The sequence below is a fragment of the Streptomyces djakartensis genome (assembly GCF_014651075.1).
Taxonomy (GTDB): domain Bacteria; phylum Actinomycetota; class Actinomycetes; order Streptomycetales; family Streptomycetaceae; genus Streptomyces; species Streptomyces djakartensis.
The window spans coordinates 317,555-333,823 of the sequence record NZ_BMWE01000002.1; the positions used below are offsets into that span (position 1 = coordinate 317,555).

The window sequence follows — 16,269 nt, forward strand, 5'->3', positions numbered from 1 at the left end:
AAAGGGTTGACAGCTGGCGGAAACGCCGCTCAGGGTGGGCTGGACAGGTCATGGAACGGTCCAAAGAGGGGCTCTCATGGTGGACACGCTCGGCGTCGCCGTCATCGGTTTCGGCTGGATGGGACGGGTGCACACGCAGGCGTACGCACGCGTGCGGCACCACTATCCGCGGCTGCCCCTCGTTCCGGAGCTGGTGACGGTCGCCGAGGAGGTGCCGGGCCGGGCGGAGGAGGCGGCCGAGCGGTTCGGGTTCGCCTCGACGACGCGGGACTGGCGCGAGGTGGCCGCCGACCCGCGGGTGCGGGCGGTCAGCATCACCGCGCCGAACTTCCTGCACCGCGAGATCGGCGTCGCGATGGCCGAGGCCGGCAAGCACATCTGGATCGAGAAGCCGGTCGGTCTGACCGCCGAGGACGCCGGCGCGGTCGCGGACGCGGTGGCCAAGGCGGGGGTGCAGGGCACCGTCGGCTTCAACTACCGCAACGCTCCCGCCGTCGAGGCGGCCCGCGAACTGATCGCCTCCGGCGAGCTCGGCACGGTCACGCATGTCCGCATCCGGCTGTTCAGCGACTACGCGGCTCATCCCGAGGGCGCCCTGACCTGGAGGTACGAGCGGGAGCGGGGCGGCAGCGGGGTCCTGGGGGACCTCGCCTCGCACGGTGCGGACCTGGCCCGGTTCCTGCTCGGCGACATCGCGTCCCTCACCGCGGACACGGCGGTCTTCCTCCCGGAGCGGGCCCGGCCGAGCGGTGCGACGGCCGGCCACAGCCGCGCCCTCGGTGGTGAACTCGGCCCGGTCGAGAACGAGGACTACGTCAGCTGCCTGCTGCGCTTCGCCTCCGGGGCGCGCGGTGTCCTGGAGGCCTGCCGGGTCTCGGTCGGCGAGCAGAACAACTACGGCTTCGAGGTGCACGGCACCAAGGGCGCGGTGTTCTGGGACTTCCGCCGCATGAACGAGCTGGGCGTCAGCCGCGGCACGACGTACCAGGACCAGTCCGTCACCACGGTGTACGTCGGGCCGGGGCACGGGGAGTTCGCCGCGTTCCAGCCCGGCGCGGCGAACGCGATGGGGTACGACGACCTGAAGGTGATCGAGGCATACCGCTTCCTCCGCTCCGTCGCCGAGGGCACCCCGCACGGGGCGACGGTCACGGACGCCGTGCACAGCGCGGCCGCGCTGGACGCCATGGCGCGTTCGGCGCGCGGCGGAACGTGGGTGGAGGTGGCCGCGCAGGGGTGACGCCGCTCCCTCAACGGGGGTTCTGCAGCCGCCTGCCCAGGTAGACCTTCGCCGGGATGAGCATGAGCCACAGCCACATGATGACGGGGCCGGTCGCGAAGACCAGCGGGACGGTGACGAGGAAGACCACCACGATCACGGCGCTGTCGAGGAGGTAGAGGGCGCTCGCCGACTCGGTGGGTCGGTCGTGGCGCAGCCAAGGGCGCTTGGCCAGGACGGCGGCCACCGCGAGATGGCAGCCGCCGAGCGCGGCGACCGCACCCGCGTAGACGGCGACCGACACGGACTGGTCCCCGTACTCGGCGAGCAGGCGGGTCGGGAAGGGGACGAGGGCGGCGACGCCGAGGCCGACGATGGAAATGCCGATCACCTGCCCGTCGACCTCCCGGACCTCCTTGAAGATCCCGCGATGGCCGCGCCAGAAGCTCCCGAGCACCGCGACGCTCAGCGCGTATGCCCCGAGGTCCGGGAGCAGCTCCCGCAGGGCCTCGCGGTATCCGGCGGGATCCAGGTCCCGGGGCACGGAGATGTCCAGGACGAGCAGGGTGATGGCGATGGCGAACACGCCGTCGACCAGGGTCACCAGCCGCTCGGGGCCACCGTCCGGGCGCGAGGTCCACATGGGCCCGACCGTAGGGGCCGGGACGGGCCTTCTCCCGGACCCACGCCCGGGCGCGCCGCCGGATCACACGGCCGCCTGCGGCGGCATGTTGTACGGCGTCACCACCTGGATCGCCGACGGCAGGGTCGGCCCGGCCGGCGGCAGGGCCCCGTGCGCCCGCATGACGATGTGGCAGGCCTCGCGCACGTCCTGACGCAGGTCGTGGTGGAGCACGGCGGACAGGCGGTGCTCGCGCAGCAGGCGGGTGTTGTCGTGGTCGAGATCGTGTGCGACGAACACGGCGCACTCGCGGCCGAGGTCGTCGAAGGCACGCAGCGTGGCGATGTTGCCGCCGCCGATCGAGTAGACGGCACGGATGTCCGGGTCGCGTTCCAGCGCGGCGCGGACGAGGTCGTACTGGGTGGCGTCCAGGCCCTGCCCCTCGGCGATCTCGACGAGGGTGCGTTCGGGGTGCCGGGCCCGCATGGCGCCGCGGAAGCCCATCTCGCGCTCCTCCTCGTTGCGGAAGGACCCGCTGCTGAGGCTGGTGAGGATGTTGCCCGGCCGCTCCCCGAGCCACTGGCCCGTCAGATAGGCGGCCGTCGCCCCCGCCGCCCGGTCGTCTATGCCGACGCGGGCGAGGCGGGCGCTGGACGGCAGGTCGGTCACCAGCGTCACGACCGGTATGCCGGCCGCCGTAAGCCGGCCCACCGCGGCGGTGACCTCGGGGACGTCGGGGGCTTTGAGGATCACGCCCTGTGAGCCCCGCCGGGCGATGCGGTCCAGGGTGCGCACCAGCTCCTCGACCGGGCCGGTCTCACGGAAGTGGAAGCGGGAACGCAGCACGGCCGGGTGCAGCGACGGCAGCTCGGCCTCCAGGGCGGCGCGGATCGCCGTGGTGAAGCGCTCGGGCGCCTGCATCACGATGTCCACCATGAACGTCCGGCCCACCAGCCGGACCTGGGTGCGCTGCCGGTCCAGGTCGGCGATGGCCTGGCGGACCTCCCGTGCGGTGCTCTCGCGCACTCCGCCCCTGCCGTTCAGGACCCGGTCGACGGTCGCCTCGCTCAGGCCCGCCTGACGGGCGATCTCCCGGATCGGGAAGGGGTGACCCATGCGTCGGCTCCTTGAGGGGTTTTTGATGGCTCGCTGCTGGTTGTTCGAGGGGTTTGTACTGACAAGAATGACAGGGCTGCGTCGCTCTGTGACCCCGAAGGGACGACGATGTCCTTCACCCCCGTGACCCCTCGTACCTGGCTGTCCGAGCAGGACTGCGATCTCGACGCGTTCCGCGCGCTGGTCGAGCAGGCGACGGACCCCGCCGACTACCCGCACGCCTTCGCCGTGGAGCGGAACGTGCCGGTCTACGACGCCGGCCTCCTCGAGGGCGACCGCGTGGTCCAGGCCGAGCTGGTGCGGGCGCTCGCCGACGGCCCCGGCATCGTCGTCTTCCGCGGGGCGTTTCCCGACCCGGAGGTCGTGGACCGCGCCACCGCCGTGTTCGAGGCGCTGATCGCCGAGCAGCGCGCCTCGGGAGCCACGGCCGGTGACCACTTCGCCGAGCCGGGCGCCAACGACCGGGTGTGGAACGCGCTGGAGAAGACGGCCCGGTACGACGCCGAGGTGTTCGCCGACTACTACGCCAACGACGTCCTCGCCCTCGTGTCGACGGCCTGGCTGGGCCCGGGCTACCAGGTCACCTCACAGCTCAACGTGGTCAACCCGGGCGCTGCGGCACAGACCGTGCACCGGGACTACCACCTGGGCTTCCTGCCGAACGAGGTCGCCGCCGCCTACCCGGCGCAGGTGCACCGCCTCTCCCCCGCGCTGACCCTGCAGGGCGCGGTCGCGCACTGCGACATGCCCGTGGAGTCCGGGCCGACGATGTATCTGCCGCACTCGCAGAAGTACGAACCGGGCTACCTCGCCTGGCGGCTCCCGGAGTTCCGTGCGTACTTCGAGGCGCGGTACGTGCAGCTGCCGCTGGCGAAGGGCGACGCGGTGTTCTTCAACCCGGCCCTCTTCCACGCCGCCGGCACCAACCGCTCGGCGGACGTCCGGCGCATGGCCAACCTGCTGCAGGTGTCGTCCGCGTTCGGGCGCGCGATGGAGACGGTGGACCGGGAGGCCGTCGCGGGCGCCGTGTATCCCGTGCTGCTGGAGCGCAGGGCGCGGGGTGCCGACCAGGCGTGGCTGGAGAACGTGATCGCGGCGAGCGCCGAGGGCTACCCCTTCCCCACCAACCTCGACAGCGACCCGCCGGCCGGCGGTCTGGCCCCGCCGTCGCAGGCGGACCTCGTGCGGCGGGCGCTGCGCGAGGGATGGACGCCGGAGGTACTCCGGGCGGAGCTGCGGGCCGGTGGCGAACGGCGAGAGAGCTGAGGACTCCATGGGACTTCTCGACGACAAGGTCGTCCTGGTCAACGGCGGCAGCCAGGGGGTCGGCGCGGCCATCGCGCGGGCCGCGGTCCGCGAAGGCGCGGTCGTCGCCGTCACCGGGCGGCGCCCCGGGCCCGGTGAGGCGCTGGTGGCCGAGCTGGCCGCCGGCGGAGGCAAGGCGATGTTCGTACGGGCCGATCTCGCGGACGCGGAGCAGGCCAAGGCGTCCGTCGCCGAGGTCGTCGACGCGTACGGGCGGATCGACTGCCTGGTCAACTCGGCGGGGCTGACGTCACGGGGCACGCTGCTGGACACCTCGCCGGAGCTGTTCGACCAGCACATCGCGATCAACCTCAAGGCGCCGTTCTTCGCCATGCAGGCCGCCGTCTCCGACATGGTCGGGCGTGGGGCGCCCGGCACGGTCGTCAACATCATCACGTCGTCGGCGCACGGGGGGCAGCCGTTCCTGGCGCCGTACGTGGCCGCCAAGGCGGGATTGATCGGGCTGACCCGGAACGCGGCGCACGCGCACCGGTGGGACCGGGTCCGGATCAACGGGCTGAACATCGGCTGGACGGCGACGGAGGGTGAGGACGCGACGCAGAGGGCGTTCCACGGGGCCGGGGACGACTGGCGTGACCAGGCCGCCGAGAAGCTGCCGATGGGCAAGTTGGGCCAGCCGGATGAGATCGCCGAGTTCGTGGTCTTTCTGCTCTCGGAGCGGTCCGGGGTGGTTACCGGGTCGGTCATCGATTGGGACCAGAACGTGTTGGGAGGGCTCGACTGAGGATTGGCCGCGCTCGTCGCCGGCCGTGTGCGGCGCCGTTGTGGTTGATCGCGCCCACGCGGCGGAGCCGCATATCTGCACAGCCCCGCGCCCCCATGGGGCGCACAGCACCCTGCATCAAGGAGCAACACCCCATGCGAATCGGAATTCTCGGCCTCGGCCGTATCGGCGCCTTTCACGCCGAGACCCTCTCCGGGCTCGACGCCGTCGAGTCGCTCGTCGTCACCGATCCGTTCGCGGACGCCGCGAAGACCGCCGCGGAGCGGTTCGGTGCCGAGGTCGTGGACTCGCCGGAGGCCCTGCTGGCGGCCGGCGTGGACGGGATCGTGGTGGCCGCCGCCACGGACGCCCACCCGGCGCTGATCCTGGCCGGGGTCGAGGCCGGGGTTCCGGTCTTCTGTGAGAAGCCCGTCGCCAAGACCATGGGCGAGGGCGTCGAGGTGCTCAAGGCGGTCCGGGACAAGGGCGTGCCGATCCAGATCGGTTACAACCGCCGCTTCGACACCGGATTCGTCAACGCCCGCGCCGCCGTGCTGAGCGGAGAGCTCGGCACACTGCACACGGTCCGCTCGACCACGCTGGACCCGGCCCCGCCGCCCGCCGCGTACATCGCCGCCTCCGGCGGCATCTTCCGCGACTGCTCGGTCCACGACTTCGACATCATCCGCTGGGTGACGGGGCGCGAGGTGACCGAGGTGTACGCCGTCGGCGGCAACCGCGGCGCCGGCTTCATCAAGGAGGCCGGCGACGCCGACACCACCGGCGCGATCCTCACCCTCGACGACGGCACCATCGCGGTGGTCTCCAACTCCCGCCACAACGCGCGTGGTTACGACGTCCGCATGGAGATCCACGGCTTCGAGGACTCCATCGCCGTCGGCCTGGAGGACAAGCTGCCGCTGCGTTCGGTCGAGCCGGGCGTGACCTTCCCGGCGGGCACCCCGCACGACTTCTTCATGGACCGCTTCACCGCGGCCTACCGCGCCGAACTGACCGCCTTCACCGAGGTCGTGGCCGGCGCGCGCCCGTCGCCCTGCACGATCGAGGACGCCCTGGAGGCGGGCTGGATCGCCGACGCGTGCACCCTGTCGCTGCACGAGCACCGTCCCGTGACGATCGAGGAGGTACGGCAGGCATGAACGGCAAGGGCCGGGAACCCGCCTGTTACCGCCAGGCCGGGTTCGAGGTCAGGCCGCGCACCAGGATCTGACGCACACGCAGAGCTGGGCCCGGGGCATGCGTGCCCGGGCCCCGCTCAGGCGTACAGCGCGGGTTTCCGCTCCAGTGCGATCTCCACCCGGCCGCCGTCGTCCAGCGCCCGTACCCCCGCCTCGCACACCGCGGCCGCCGCGTAGCCGTCCCAGACGCTCGGGCCGGTGACCTCGCCACGGCGGGTGGCGTCGACCCAGGCCTGGATCTCCTGGTCGTAGGCCGTCTCGAAGCGCTCGGTGAAGTCCTGGGCGATGGTGCCGCCCCAGCGGCCGGCCATGTTGGTGACCAGGGCGTGGCCGTCGCCGATGCGGGCGGTGCCGCGTTCGCAGACCACCTCGGCCTGGACCTGGTAGCCGAAGCCGCAGTTGACGAAGATCTCGACGTCGCTGAGGGCGCCGCCGTCGGTCTCGAAGACGACGAACTGCGGATCACGCAGTCCCCCGGGCGCGCCGGCGGACGGGGCCGGGCGCAGCACGGTGACCGCCGTGATCTCGTGGCCCAGCAGCCAGCGGGTCGCGTCGGCCTCGTGGGCGACGGAGTCGCTGATGAGCATGGAGCTGGTGAAGGAGGGCGGGCTGGCGACGTTGCGGTGCCGGTTGTGCAGCATGAGCGGACGGCCCAGCTGACCGGTCGTCAGCAGGGCCTTGAGCTTGACGTACTCGGGGTCGTAGCGGCGCATGAAACCGACCTGGGCCCGGCGGTGGCCGAGGCGCAGTTCGGCTTCGAGGACGCGCAGGGCGGACGCCGAGTCGGGGGTGAGCGGCTTCTCGCACAGGACGGGCAGATCGTGCTCGAACGCGGCGAGGAGTGTGGCCTCGTGGGCCGGGCCCGGGGAGGCGATCAGGACGGCGTCGACGTCGGCCGCCGCCATCGCGGCCGCCGGGTCGGTGTAGGGGGTACAGCCGTCGACGCGCGCGGCGACGGCCTTCGCGCGCTCCGCGTCGACGTCCGCGACGGCCACCACCCGTGCTCCGCTGATGACTTCGTGGATGCGGCGCACATGGTCGGCGCCCATCCTTCCGGTCCCGATGACTGCTACGCCAAGGGCTGTGTGGGTGGCGCGCTCGGCCATGGCCGTCCTTTCGGGTCGTCAGGCGCCGCAGGACCTCAGGAACTTGCGGGTGCGCACCGCGATCGGCAGCGGCTTGTCCGGCTCGCAGGGGTACATGTCCTGCTCGACGATGGCGAAGAGGTCGACGCCCAGCTTCTGGGCGGCCGTGAGGACCGGGCCCAGCTCGGGGACGCCGGCGGGCGGTTCGCACATCACGCCGCGCTGGACGGCGGGGCCGAACGGGATCTCGTTCCTGACGACGTCGGCGAGGATCTCGGGGTCGACCTGCTTGAGGTGCAGGTAGCCGATTCGCTCGCCGTAGGTCTCGATGAGCTTGACGCTGTCGCCGCCGCAGTAGGCGTAGTGCCCGGTGTCCAGGCAGAGGTTGACCAGGTCGGAGTCGGTCGAGTCGAGGAACCGCTCGACGTGCTCCTCGTTGTCGATGTGCGTGTCGGCGTGCGGGTGGACGACGATGTCCAGGCCGTACCGGTCCTTCACCTCGCGGCCGAGGCGCTCCATGCCCGTGGTGAGGTTGCGCCACTGCTCGACGGTGAGCTCCGGGGGTTCGAGGATCTCGGCGGTCTTGTCGTCGCGCCAGAACGACGGGATGACGACCAGGTGCTTCGCGTCCATGGCCTGGGTGAGGGCGGCGACGCGGCTGACCTGTTCCCAGGTGGAGTCCCACTCGGAGGGTCCGCGGTGCAGTCCGCAGAAGATCGTGCCCGCGGAGACCTTCAGGTTCCGCTTGGTGATCTCGTCGGTGAGCCGGGCCGGGTCGGTGGGCAGGTAGCCGTAGGGGCCGAGTTCGATCCAGGAGTAGCCGGCTTCGGTGACCTCGTCGAGGAAGCGTTCCCAGGGCACCTGCTGGGGGTCGTCGGGGAACCAGACGCCCCAGGAGTCGGGGGCGGAGCCCACCCGGATGCGGTCGAGCGCGAGGGCCATGTCAGGACTTTCCTTCCGAAGACGTGGCTACGGGAGCGGTGAGGTCCCCCTCCTCGGGGAGCTCTTCGACGTCGACGCCGCGGACCTGCGCCAGCTCATGCTTGAGGGAGGCCAGTTCGGCGCCGCCTGCCATGTGGTTGGTCAGCTCTTCGAGGCTGACGTCGCTGCGGGAGGCGGAGAGTTCCACGGTGCCGAGGCGCAGCACGCTGAAGTGGTCGCCGACCATGTAGGCGTGGTGGGGGTTGTGGGTGATGAAGATGACGCCGAGGCCCTTCTCGCGGGCGGCGGCGATGTACTTCAGCACCACACCGGACTGCTTGACGCCGAGGGCGGCGGTCGGCTCGTCCAGGATGAGGACGCGGGCGCCGAAGTAGACGGCGCGGGCGATGGCGACGCACTGGCGCTGGCCGCCGGAGAGCGTGCCGATGGGCTGCTCCAGGTCGTCCAGGACGATGCCCATGTTGCGGAGTTCCTCGTCCGCGGTCCTCTTCATCTTCTCGATGTCGAGACGGCGCACGGGCCAGGGGCCCTTGGTCATCTCGGAGCCGAGGAAGAAGTTGCGCCACACCGGCATCAGCGGGACGACGGCGAGGTCCTGGTAGACCGTGGCGATGCCCTTGTCGAGGGCCTCGCGCGGGGTGGAGAAGCGCACGGGTTCGCCGTCGACGAGGAACTCGCCCTCGGTGTGCTGGTGCAGCCCCGAGATGATCTTGATGAGGGTGGACTTGCCGGCGCCGTTGTCGCCGAGGACGCAGGTCACGTTGCCGGGGTGGACGGTCAGGTCGACGCCGTGCAGGGCGCGGATGTTGCCGTAGGACTTGCCGGCGCCGCGGAGTTCGACGAGGGGGCGGTCCTGCGTGGGCGGCGTGTCCTCAAGGACGGCGCCGTGGGTGCCGGGTTCTTTGCTGGTCATCGCTGTCACCTCCGGGTCGCCGTGCGCTGGACCCACAGATTGATGAGGACGGCGCCGAGGAGCATCACGCCGAGGAAGGCCTTGAACCAGTCGGGGTTCCAGCCGGCGTAGACGATGCCCTGCTGCACCATGCCGAACATGAAGGCGCCGAAGACCGGGCCGATCGCGGAGCCGTAGCCGCCGGTCAGCAGGCAGCCGCCGATGACGGCCGCGGCGATGTAGATGAGCTCCTGGCCCACGCCCTCGCCGGACTGCACGGTGTTGAAGGAGAACAGCTGGTGCATGCCGACGAACCAGGCGCCGAAGCCGACCAGCATGAACAGGGAGATCTTGGTGAAGGTCACCGGGACGCCGACGGCCCGGGCGCTCTCCTTGTTGCCGCCGACCGCGAAGATCCAGTTGCCGTACTTGGTGCGCAGCAGCACCCAGGTGGCCAGGGCCGCGAAGACCAGCCACCACACCACGGTGATCTTGACGTTGACCCCGCCGACCTCGAACGTCGAGGCGAAGAGCTTCTGCGCCTGTGTGAAGCCGTCCATGTCGCTGATGTCGTCGGTGGCGACGTTGCCGGTGACCAGCTTGGTGATCGCGAGGTTCACACCTTGGAGGATGAGGAAGGTGCCCAAGGTGACCAGGAAGCTCGGCAGGCCGGTCCTGACCAGCAGCCAGCCGTTGAACGCGCCGATCGCGAGCGACACGATCAGGGCGACGATCACGCCCATCCAGACGTTCAGGGTCAGCTGGTAGCTGAGCATCGACGCGGTCAGCGCCGAGGTGATCACGGCGACACCGGCGGACAGGTCGAACTCGCCGCCGATCATCAGCAGCGCCACCGGCAGCGCCATGATCCCGATGGTCGACGACTGGTACAGGATGTTCGCCATCGAGCTGCCGTCGCGCACCGGCGGGGCCGCGAACAGGAAGAACACGAGCACGGCGACGGCGCCGAGGAAGACGCCGACCTCGGGCCGGGCGAGCAGCCGCAGCGCCGGCGGGCGCTGCCTTGTCCGGCCGTCGGACTGCTTCTGGCCGGAGGCCGGCGGTGTCTCCACCGCCGGCGTGGCCTGCTGGGTCATGCTCATCACCGGGTGCCCTTCGCGGCGAACTCCCCGATCTTGTCGACGTTGGACTTGTCGACGAAGGCCGGGCCGGTCAGCACGGGCTGCTCGCCGCCGCCGCTGTAGTTGCCGTTGTTCTTGTAGAGCCACAGGCCGTCGACGGCCAGGTAGCCCTGCAGGTAGGGCTGCTGGTCGACGGCGAACTGGATGTCGCCCGCCTTGATGGACTTGATCAGGTCCTTGTTGAGGTCGAAGGTGGCGACCTTCGCCTTGCTGCCGGCGTCGCCGACCGACTGCACCGCGGTCAGCGCGAAGGGCGCGCCCAGCGTGACGACGTAGTCGATGGACGGGTCCTGCTTCAGCTTGGCGGTGATCGTCGACTTCACGGCCGGCATGTCGGTGCCGTTGACGTTCTGCGGGTCGACCTTGCCCTCGAAGGTCTTCGCCACGCCGTCACACCGCTGCGTCAGGCCGACGTTGCCCTGCTCCTGCATCACGCAGAGGACCTTCTTGGCGCCGACCTCGTTGAGCTTCTTGCCGAAGGCCTCGCCGGCCACCGACTCGTCCTGGCCGAAGAACTCCAGCAGGTTGAGCTTCTTCCAGTCGCTCAGACCGGAGTTGAGGCCGACGACGGGTATGCCGGCCTTCTCGGCCTTGCCGATGACGCCCTTGAGCGCGTCCGGCTTGGCGAGGGTCACGGCGATGCCGTCGACCTTCTGGTCGATCGCGTTCTGGACCAGGTTGGCCTGGTTGCCCGCGTTCGGGTCGGCGGAGTAGACGAGCTTGATGTTGTCCTTGGCGGCCGCGGCCTCGGCGCCCTTGCGGACGGTGTCCCAGAAGGTGTCGCCGGGAGCCTGGTGGGTGACCAGCGCGACGGTCATGCGCGGTGTGGTGGCCTTGCCGGCGGAGGCGTTCGCGGCGCCTTCCTCGGACTTCTTGCCCCCGGAACTGCTGGAGCAGCCGGCGAGGGTCAGGGCCGCCGCCGCGGCGACGGCGACGACGGGCGCGATCCTGCGGGAGCGGGGGTGGGAAGAGCGGTCCATCTTTCCTGGCACCTCACTGTGCTACTGCGGGGAAAGGAGAGGGGATCACGAGGGATCCGTGGTCCCGGAGCCTTACGGAGTCCGGATCATGATGCCGCAAGCAGACTGTTGCGATGCCACGGGATCCAAGTCCCTGCCGCGCCCACTGTCAATACTTTGTTAAGACATCATTTCACAAGCAGGTCCGAATGTAAGTACAAAGTATTGACAGCGCCGCCCTCGCGGGCCTAAACCTGGGAGGCGGCAGGTCCACGGATCCACGTCCCCACCGTGTCAGGGCGCCTTCGGACCCGCATCCCCAGCTTCCCGAGGAGGTCGCGCATGGCCGGGTCAGCCCAGCATTTCGACTTGATCACGATGGGCCGCGTCGGAGTCGACCTCTATCCACACCAGACCGGCGTCCCACTTCCACAAGTGGAGAAGTTCGGGAAGTTTCTGGGGGGTTCGGCGGCCAATGTGGCGGTCGCGTCGGCCCGCCTCGGGCGTCGCACGGCGGTGATCACCCGCACCGGCGACGACCCCTTCGGCACCTACCTGCACGAGGAGCTGAGGTCCTTCGGCGTCGACGACCGCTGGGTCACCCCGGTCGACGCGTACCCGACGCCGATCACGTTCTGCGAGATCTTCCCGCCGGACGACTTCCCGCTGTACTTCTACCGCCGCCCCAAGGCGCCGGACCTGGAGATCCACACGGACGAGCTGGACTTCTTCGCGATCCGCGGGGCCCGGATCTTCTGGATCACCGGCACCGGCCTGAGCGAGGAGCCGAGCCGCTCCGCCACCCTGGCCGCCCTCAAGGCCCGCGACAGGTCGGGGATCACCGTCTTCGACCTCGACTGGCGCCCGATGTTCTGGCGCGACCCCGAGGAGGCCCGCCCCTACTACCGCGAGGCGCTGCGCCACGTCACGGTGGCGGTCGGCAACCTCGACGAGTGCGAGATCGCCACCGGTGTGCGCGAGCCGCAGGCCTGCGCCGAGGCGCTGCTGGAGGCGGGCGTGGAGCTGGCCGTCGTCAAGCAGGGCCCCAAGGGCGTGCTCGCCGTGCACCGCGACGGCAGCCGGGCCGAGGTGCCGCCGGTTCCCGTCGAGGTGGTCAACGGCCTGGGCGCGGGCGATGCCTTCGGCGGCTCGCTCTGCCACGGTCTGCTCTCCGGCTGGGACCTGGAGAAGACCATGCGCCACGCCAACGCCGCAGGCGCCCTCGTCGCCTCCCGCCTCGCCTGCTCCTCCGCGATGCCCACCGAGTCCGAGATCGAGGACCTTCTCGCCGGGGTGCCGTCACCTGGCGCGAGCCACTGAAACGGAGCCTTCCTTGAACATCGGCATCCCCGACCTCACCACGGTCAGAGCCCGGAACCCCGAGGCCGTCGCCGAGGCTGCCGCCGCCCGGGTACGCCGCCCGCTGATCGGCGACAGCGGCCGGCTGATGATCGTGGCCGCCGACCACCCGGCGCGCGGCGCCCTCGGGGTCGGTGACCGGAGCCTGGCCATGGCCAACCGCGCCGACCTGCTCAAGCGGCTGTGCGTCGCGCTGTCGCGGCCCGGCGTCGACGGGGTGCTCGCCACCGCCGACATCCTGGAGGACCTGCTCCTGCTCGGGGTGCTGGAGAACAAGGTCGTCATGGGCTCGATGAACCGCGGCGGACTCGCCGGGGCCTGCTTCGAGATGGACGACCGTTTCACCGGCCACCGCGCCGAGGACATCGCCCGGCTCCGCTTCGACGCGGGCAAGCTCCTGGTGCGCATCGACTACGACGACCCGGGCTCGCTCACCACCCTGGAGTCCACCGCCCGGGCCGTCGACGCCATGGCGGCCCGGAGACTTCCCCTGTTCGTCGAGCCGTTCATCTCCCGGCGGGTGGGCGGAAAGGTCCGCAACGACCTGTCCGCCGAGGCCGTGACGCGGTCCGTCGCGATCGCCTCCGGGCTGGGCGGCACCTCCGCCTACACCTGGCTGAAGCTGCCCGTCACCGACGACCCGGACGACATGGCCGAGGTCCTGGAGACGTCCACGCTGCCCGTGGTCCTGCTGGGCGGCGAGGTCGGCGACGACCAGGAGGGCGCGTACGAACGCTGGCGCAAGGCCCTGCGCCTGCCCACCGTCCAGGGCATGGTCGTCGGGCGCTCGCTGCTCTACCCGGCCGGGGGCAGTGTGGAAGAGGCGGTGGACACGGCCGTCGGTCTGTTGTGAACCGGTCAGATGTGAGTCGCTCCGCTGTGATCCGAAAGGCACACGATGACGTATCACCTTCCCGCGGGTAAGGCCCTCGGCGGCCCGTACACCGTCGACGTCACGCCCGAGAAGGCCGGCTGGGGGTACTCCAGCCTGCGGGTACTGGAGCTGCCGCCGGACGGCACCCACACCTTCGACACCGACGACAGCGAGTGGATCGTCGTCCCGCTGAGCGGCGGCTGCACGGTCACCGCCGCTGACGACTTCGGCCAGAAGACCTTCGCACTCCACGGCCGCCCGGACGTGTTCAGCGGCGTCAGCGACTTCGCGTACGTGCCGCGCGACGCCCGCGCGACCGTGACCTCCGCCGCCGGCGGTCGGTTCGCGCTGACCGGCGCCCGCTGCACCCGCCGGCTGCCCGCCCGCTACGGGCCGGCCTCCGAGGTGCCCGTGGAGCTGCGCGGCACCGGGAACTGCTCCCGGCAGGTCAACAACTTCGGCGCGGCCGGGGTCTTCGAGTGCGACAAGCTCATCGCCGTCGAGGTGATCACTCCGGGCGGCAACTGGTCGTCGTTCCCGCCGCACAAGCACGACGAGCACCGGCCGGGCGAGGAGTCCGTGCTGGAGGAGATCTACTACTTCGAGTTCGCCGGCCACGACGGCATCCCCGGGCTCGGCTACCAGCGTGTCTCCCCCTCCGGCCCGGGCCGGGACACCGACGTGCTGGCCGAGGTCCGCGACGGTGACGTCGTCCTGATCCCGGACGGCTGGCACGGACCGTCGATGGCCACGCCCGGCCACCACATGTACTACCTCAACGTCATGGCCGGCCCGGAGGCCGAGCGGGCCTGGCTGATCTGCGACCACCCCGACCACGCCTGGATCCGCGACACCTGGCCGGACCAGCCGGCCGACCCACGGCTCCCCCTCTACACCGCCCCGGAGACCCCCGCATGAGCGCCCCCACCCGCAGACTGACGACCGCCCAGGCGCTGGTTCGGTTCCTGTCCGCCCAGTACACCGAGCGGGACGGCGTGCGCCGCCGGCTGATCGCCGGGACCTGGGGCATCTTCGGCCATGGCAACGTGGCCGGGGTCGGGCAGGCGCTGCTGGAGGCGGGCGAGCAGGTCATGCCGTTCCACCAGGGCCGCAACGAGCAGTCCATGGTGCACGCGGCGGTCGGCTACGCCCGGCAGCTGAACCGCCTGTCCGCGCAGGCGGTGACGACCTCGATCGGCCCGGGCGCCACCAACCTGGTCACCGGCGCCGCCCTGGCCACCATCAACCGCCTGCCGGTGCTGCTCCTGCCCGGCGACTACTTCGCCTCGCACGCCCCCGACCCGCTGCTGCAGCAGCTGGAGCACCCGGTCGAGGCGGATGTGTCGGTCAACGACACCCTGCGCCCGGTGTCGAGGTACTTCGACCGCATCACCCGCCCGGAGGCGCTGATCCCCTCCGCGCTCCAGGCGATGCGGGTCCTGGCAGACCCGGCCGAGACCGGCGCCGTCACCCTCGCGCTGCCGCAGGACGTGCAGGCAGAGGCGTACGACTGGCCGGAGGAGTTCTTCGCCGAGCGGGTCTGGTACGTGCGGCGAGCCGCACCCGACCCGGTGGAACTGACGGCGGCCGTCGAGGCGATCCGGTCGGCCGAGCGGCCGCTGATCGTGGCGGGCGGCGGCGTCCACCACAGCGAGGCCGAGGCGGCGCTGAAGGCGTTCGTGGAGGCCACCGGCATCCCGGTCGCCTCCACCCAGGCCGGCAAGGGCTCGCTGCGCCACGACCACCCCGCCGACCTCGGCGGCATCGGCCACACCGGCACGGCGGTCAGTGACGAACTCGCCCGCACCGCCGACCTGGTGATCGGCGTCGGCACCCGCTACACCGACTTCACGACGGCCTCCGGCACGCTCTTCCAGAACCCGGCGGTGCGGTTCCTGAACCTCAACATCACGGGCTTCGACGCGCACAAGCTGGCCGCGCGCACCCTGGTGTGCGACGCGCGGTCCGGTCTCGAGAGGCTGCTCGAGGCGCTCTCCGGGGACCGGGTGAGCGCGGAGTACGAGGCGGAGTACCGCGCCGGCAAGGCACGCTGGGACGAGGTCGTCGAGGCCGCCTACCGCGCCGGTGACGAGAACGCGGTCCCGACGCAGACGCAGGTGCTCGGCGCGCTGGACGCGACCGTCGGTGACTGCGACGTGGTGATCAACGCGGCCGGTTCGCTCCCCGGCGACCTGCACAAGCTGTGGCGTTCCCGCAGCCCGCGCCAGTACCACCTGGAGTACGGCTACTCCTGCATGGGCTACGAGATCCCGGCCGCGATCGGCGTCCAGCAGGCCGCCCCGGGGACGCCCGTCTGGGCGCTGGTCGGCGACGGCACCTACCTGATGATGCCGACGGAGATCGTCACGGCCGTCCAGGAGGGCCTGCCCGTCAACATCGTGCTGCTCCAGAACCACGGCTACGCCTCCATCGGCGGCCTGTCGCAGGAGACCGGCGGCGAGCGGTTCGGCACCGCCTACCGCTTCCGTGCGGCCGACGGCACCTTCACGGGCGCCCCGCTGCCCGTCGACCTGGCCGCCAACGCGGCGAGCCTCGGCATGGACGTGCTGCGCGCCAAGACCGTGCGCGAGCTGCGCGAGGCACTGGCCGCGGCCCGCGCCTCCGACCGGCCGACGTGCGTGTACGTCGAGACCGACCCGGCGCCGACCGCTCCTCCGGCCGAGGCCTGGTGGGACGTGCCGGTCGCCGAGACCGCCTCCCGCGAGGCCGCCGTCCAGGCCCGCGAGCGCTACGACCGCCAGGTGGCCGGACGCCGCCGGCACCTCTGAACGCCCCGCTGACGAACTCCCCGCTGCCACAGGCTCCACGAA

At 71.2% G+C, this 16,269-nt stretch carries 15 protein-coding genes; 8 read left to right on the forward strand and 7 right to left on the reverse strand.

The window, feature by feature from the left end:
- Positions 1 to 76: 76 nt before the first annotated feature.
- Positions 77 to 1,240 carry a Gfo/Idh/MocA family protein gene (locus IE212_RS04935; RefSeq protein ID WP_190196441.1) on the forward strand — a complete coding sequence of 388 codons (1,164 nt, stop codon included), beginning with the start codon at positions 77 to 79 and terminating at the stop codon, positions 1,238 to 1,240.
- Between the two features lie 10 nt (positions 1,241 to 1,250).
- On the opposite strand, the gene IE212_RS04940 is transcribed toward IE212_RS04935, so the two are convergent.
- Both IE212_RS04940 and IE212_RS04945 read right to left on the reverse strand, forming a co-directional pair.
- On the reverse strand, positions 1,251 to 1,862 hold the full coding sequence (locus IE212_RS04940) for a TMEM175 family protein (protein ID WP_190196442.1): 612 nt from the start codon (positions 1,860 to 1,862) through the stop codon (positions 1,251 to 1,253).
- A gap of 63 nt (positions 1,863 to 1,925) precedes the next feature.
- Positions 1,926 to 2,957, reverse strand: coding sequence for a LacI family DNA-binding transcriptional regulator (locus IE212_RS04945; RefSeq protein WP_190196443.1), 1,032 nt, complete (start codon positions 2,955 to 2,957; stop codon positions 1,926 to 1,928).
- Between the two features lie 108 nt (positions 2,958 to 3,065).
- On the opposite strand from IE212_RS04945, the gene IE212_RS04950 reads away from it, so the two are divergent.
- The 3 genes from IE212_RS04950 to IE212_RS04960 all read left to right on the forward strand — a co-directional run bounded on the left by IE212_RS04950 (position 3,066) and on the right by IE212_RS04960 (position 6,146).
- Positions 3,066 to 4,223: a phytanoyl-CoA dioxygenase family protein gene (locus IE212_RS04950; RefSeq protein ID WP_190196444.1), complete on the forward strand. Its 1,158-nt coding sequence runs from the start codon at positions 3,066 to 3,068 to the stop codon at positions 4,221 to 4,223.
- A 7-nt stretch (positions 4,224 to 4,230) separates the two neighbouring features.
- Positions 4,231 to 5,007 carry an SDR family oxidoreductase gene (locus tag IE212_RS04955; protein WP_190196445.1) on the forward strand — a complete coding sequence of 259 codons (777 nt, stop codon included), beginning with the start codon at positions 4,231 to 4,233 and terminating at the stop codon, positions 5,005 to 5,007.
- Positions 5,008 to 5,141: 134 nt separating this feature from the next.
- Positions 5,142 to 6,146 (forward strand): Gfo/Idh/MocA family protein, encoded by a 1,005-nt coding sequence (locus IE212_RS04960; RefSeq protein WP_190196446.1) that lies wholly within the window; start codon positions 5,142 to 5,144, stop codon positions 6,144 to 6,146.
- A gap of 116 nt (positions 6,147 to 6,262) precedes the next feature.
- Here IE212_RS04960 and IE212_RS04965 read toward each other — a convergent pair whose 3' ends face one another.
- Genes IE212_RS04965 through IE212_RS04985 form a run of 5 tightly spaced genes read right to left on the reverse strand, consistent with a single transcriptional unit; the run spans position 6,263 to position 11,226 of the window.
- Positions 6,263 to 7,291 carry a Gfo/Idh/MocA family protein gene (locus IE212_RS04965; RefSeq protein WP_190196447.1) on the reverse strand — a complete coding sequence of 343 codons (1,029 nt, stop codon included), beginning with the start codon at positions 7,289 to 7,291 and terminating at the stop codon, positions 6,263 to 6,265.
- Between the two features lie 18 nt (positions 7,292 to 7,309).
- Complete coding sequence (locus IE212_RS04970) at positions 7,310 to 8,212, reverse strand: sugar phosphate isomerase/epimerase family protein (RefSeq protein ID WP_190196448.1); 903 nt, start codon at positions 8,210 to 8,212, stop codon at positions 7,310 to 7,312.
- A 1-nt stretch (position 8,213) separates the two neighbouring features.
- A complete protein-coding gene (locus IE212_RS04975) occupies positions 8,214 to 9,125 on the reverse strand; it encodes an ATP-binding cassette domain-containing protein (RefSeq protein ID WP_190196449.1) in 912 nt (303 codons plus the stop codon).
- A 5-nt stretch (positions 9,126 to 9,130) separates the two neighbouring features.
- Positions 9,131 to 10,207, reverse strand: coding sequence for an ABC transporter permease (locus IE212_RS04980; protein ID WP_190196450.1), 1,077 nt, complete (start codon positions 10,205 to 10,207; stop codon positions 9,131 to 9,133).
- Positions 10,207 to 11,226: a sugar ABC transporter substrate-binding protein gene (locus tag IE212_RS04985; RefSeq protein ID WP_190196451.1), complete on the reverse strand. Its 1,020-nt coding sequence runs from the start codon at positions 11,224 to 11,226 to the stop codon at positions 10,207 to 10,209. Before IE212_RS04985 ends, IE212_RS04980 begins: the two co-directional genes overlap by 1 nt.
- Positions 11,227 to 11,547: 321 nt before the next feature.
- Between IE212_RS04985 and iolC the strand changes: the two genes are divergently transcribed.
- The 4 genes from iolC to iolD are packed head-to-tail and all read left to right on the forward strand — an operon-like array spanning position 11,548 to position 16,227.
- Positions 11,548 to 12,525 (forward strand): 5-dehydro-2-deoxygluconokinase, encoded by a 978-nt coding sequence (gene iolC / locus IE212_RS04990; RefSeq protein WP_190196452.1) that lies wholly within the window; start codon positions 11,548 to 11,550, stop codon positions 12,523 to 12,525.
- A gap of 13 nt (positions 12,526 to 12,538) precedes the next feature.
- Positions 12,539 to 13,417, forward strand: coding sequence for a Cgl0159 family (beta/alpha)8-fold protein (locus IE212_RS04995; protein ID WP_190196453.1), 879 nt, complete (start codon positions 12,539 to 12,541; stop codon positions 13,415 to 13,417).
- Positions 13,418 to 13,462: 45 nt separating this feature from the next.
- Positions 13,463 to 14,356: a 5-deoxy-glucuronate isomerase gene (iolB, locus tag IE212_RS05000; RefSeq protein ID WP_190196454.1), complete on the forward strand. Its 894-nt coding sequence runs from the start codon at positions 13,463 to 13,465 to the stop codon at positions 14,354 to 14,356.
- Positions 14,353 to 16,227: a 3D-(3,5/4)-trihydroxycyclohexane-1,2-dione acylhydrolase (decyclizing) gene (iolD, locus tag IE212_RS05005; protein WP_190196455.1), complete on the forward strand. Its 1,875-nt coding sequence runs from the start codon at positions 14,353 to 14,355 to the stop codon at positions 16,225 to 16,227. The genes iolB and iolD overlap by 4 nt, the downstream gene beginning before the upstream one ends.
- The last annotated feature ends 42 nt before the right edge of the window (positions 16,228 to 16,269 follow it).

Excerpts from the sequence above, each read along its gene's own strand:
- IE212_RS04935 (WP_190196441.1), top strand. The coding sequence starts at position 77 with ATGGTGGACACGCTCGGCGTCGCCGTCATCGGTTTCGGCTGGATGGGA.
- IE212_RS04940 (WP_190196442.1), bottom strand. The coding sequence starts at position 1,862 with ATGTGGACCTCGCGCCCGGACGGTGGCCCCGAGCGGCTGGTGACCCTG.
- IE212_RS04945 (WP_190196443.1), bottom strand. The coding sequence starts at position 2,957 with ATGGGTCACCCCTTCCCGATCCGGGAGATCGCCCGTCAGGCGGGCCTG.
- IE212_RS04950 (WP_190196444.1), top strand. The coding sequence starts at position 3,066 with ATGTCCTTCACCCCCGTGACCCCTCGTACCTGGCTGTCCGAGCAGGAC.
- IE212_RS04955 (WP_190196445.1), top strand. The coding sequence starts at position 4,231 with ATGGGACTTCTCGACGACAAGGTCGTCCTGGTCAACGGCGGCAGCCAG.
- IE212_RS04960 (WP_190196446.1), top strand. The coding sequence starts at position 5,142 with ATGCGAATCGGAATTCTCGGCCTCGGCCGTATCGGCGCCTTTCACGCC.
- IE212_RS04965 (WP_190196447.1), bottom strand. The coding sequence starts at position 7,291 with ATGGCCGAGCGCGCCACCCACACAGCCCTTGGCGTAGCAGTCATCGGG.
- IE212_RS04970 (WP_190196448.1), bottom strand. The coding sequence starts at position 8,212 with ATGGCCCTCGCGCTCGACCGCATCCGGGTGGGCTCCGCCCCCGACTCC.
- IE212_RS04975 (WP_190196449.1), bottom strand. The coding sequence starts at position 9,125 with ATGACCAGCAAAGAACCCGGCACCCACGGCGCCGTCCTTGAGGACACG.
- IE212_RS04980 (WP_190196450.1), bottom strand. The coding sequence starts at position 10,207 with ATGAGCATGACCCAGCAGGCCACGCCGGCGGTGGAGACACCGCCGGCC.
- IE212_RS04985 (WP_190196451.1), bottom strand. The coding sequence starts at position 11,226 with ATGGACCGCTCTTCCCACCCCCGCTCCCGCAGGATCGCGCCCGTCGTC.
- iolC (WP_190196452.1), top strand. The coding sequence starts at position 11,548 with ATGGCCGGGTCAGCCCAGCATTTCGACTTGATCACGATGGGCCGCGTC.
- iolB (WP_190196454.1), top strand. The coding sequence starts at position 13,463 with ATGACGTATCACCTTCCCGCGGGTAAGGCCCTCGGCGGCCCGTACACC.
- iolD (WP_190196455.1), top strand. The coding sequence starts at position 14,353 with ATGAGCGCCCCCACCCGCAGACTGACGACCGCCCAGGCGCTGGTTCGG.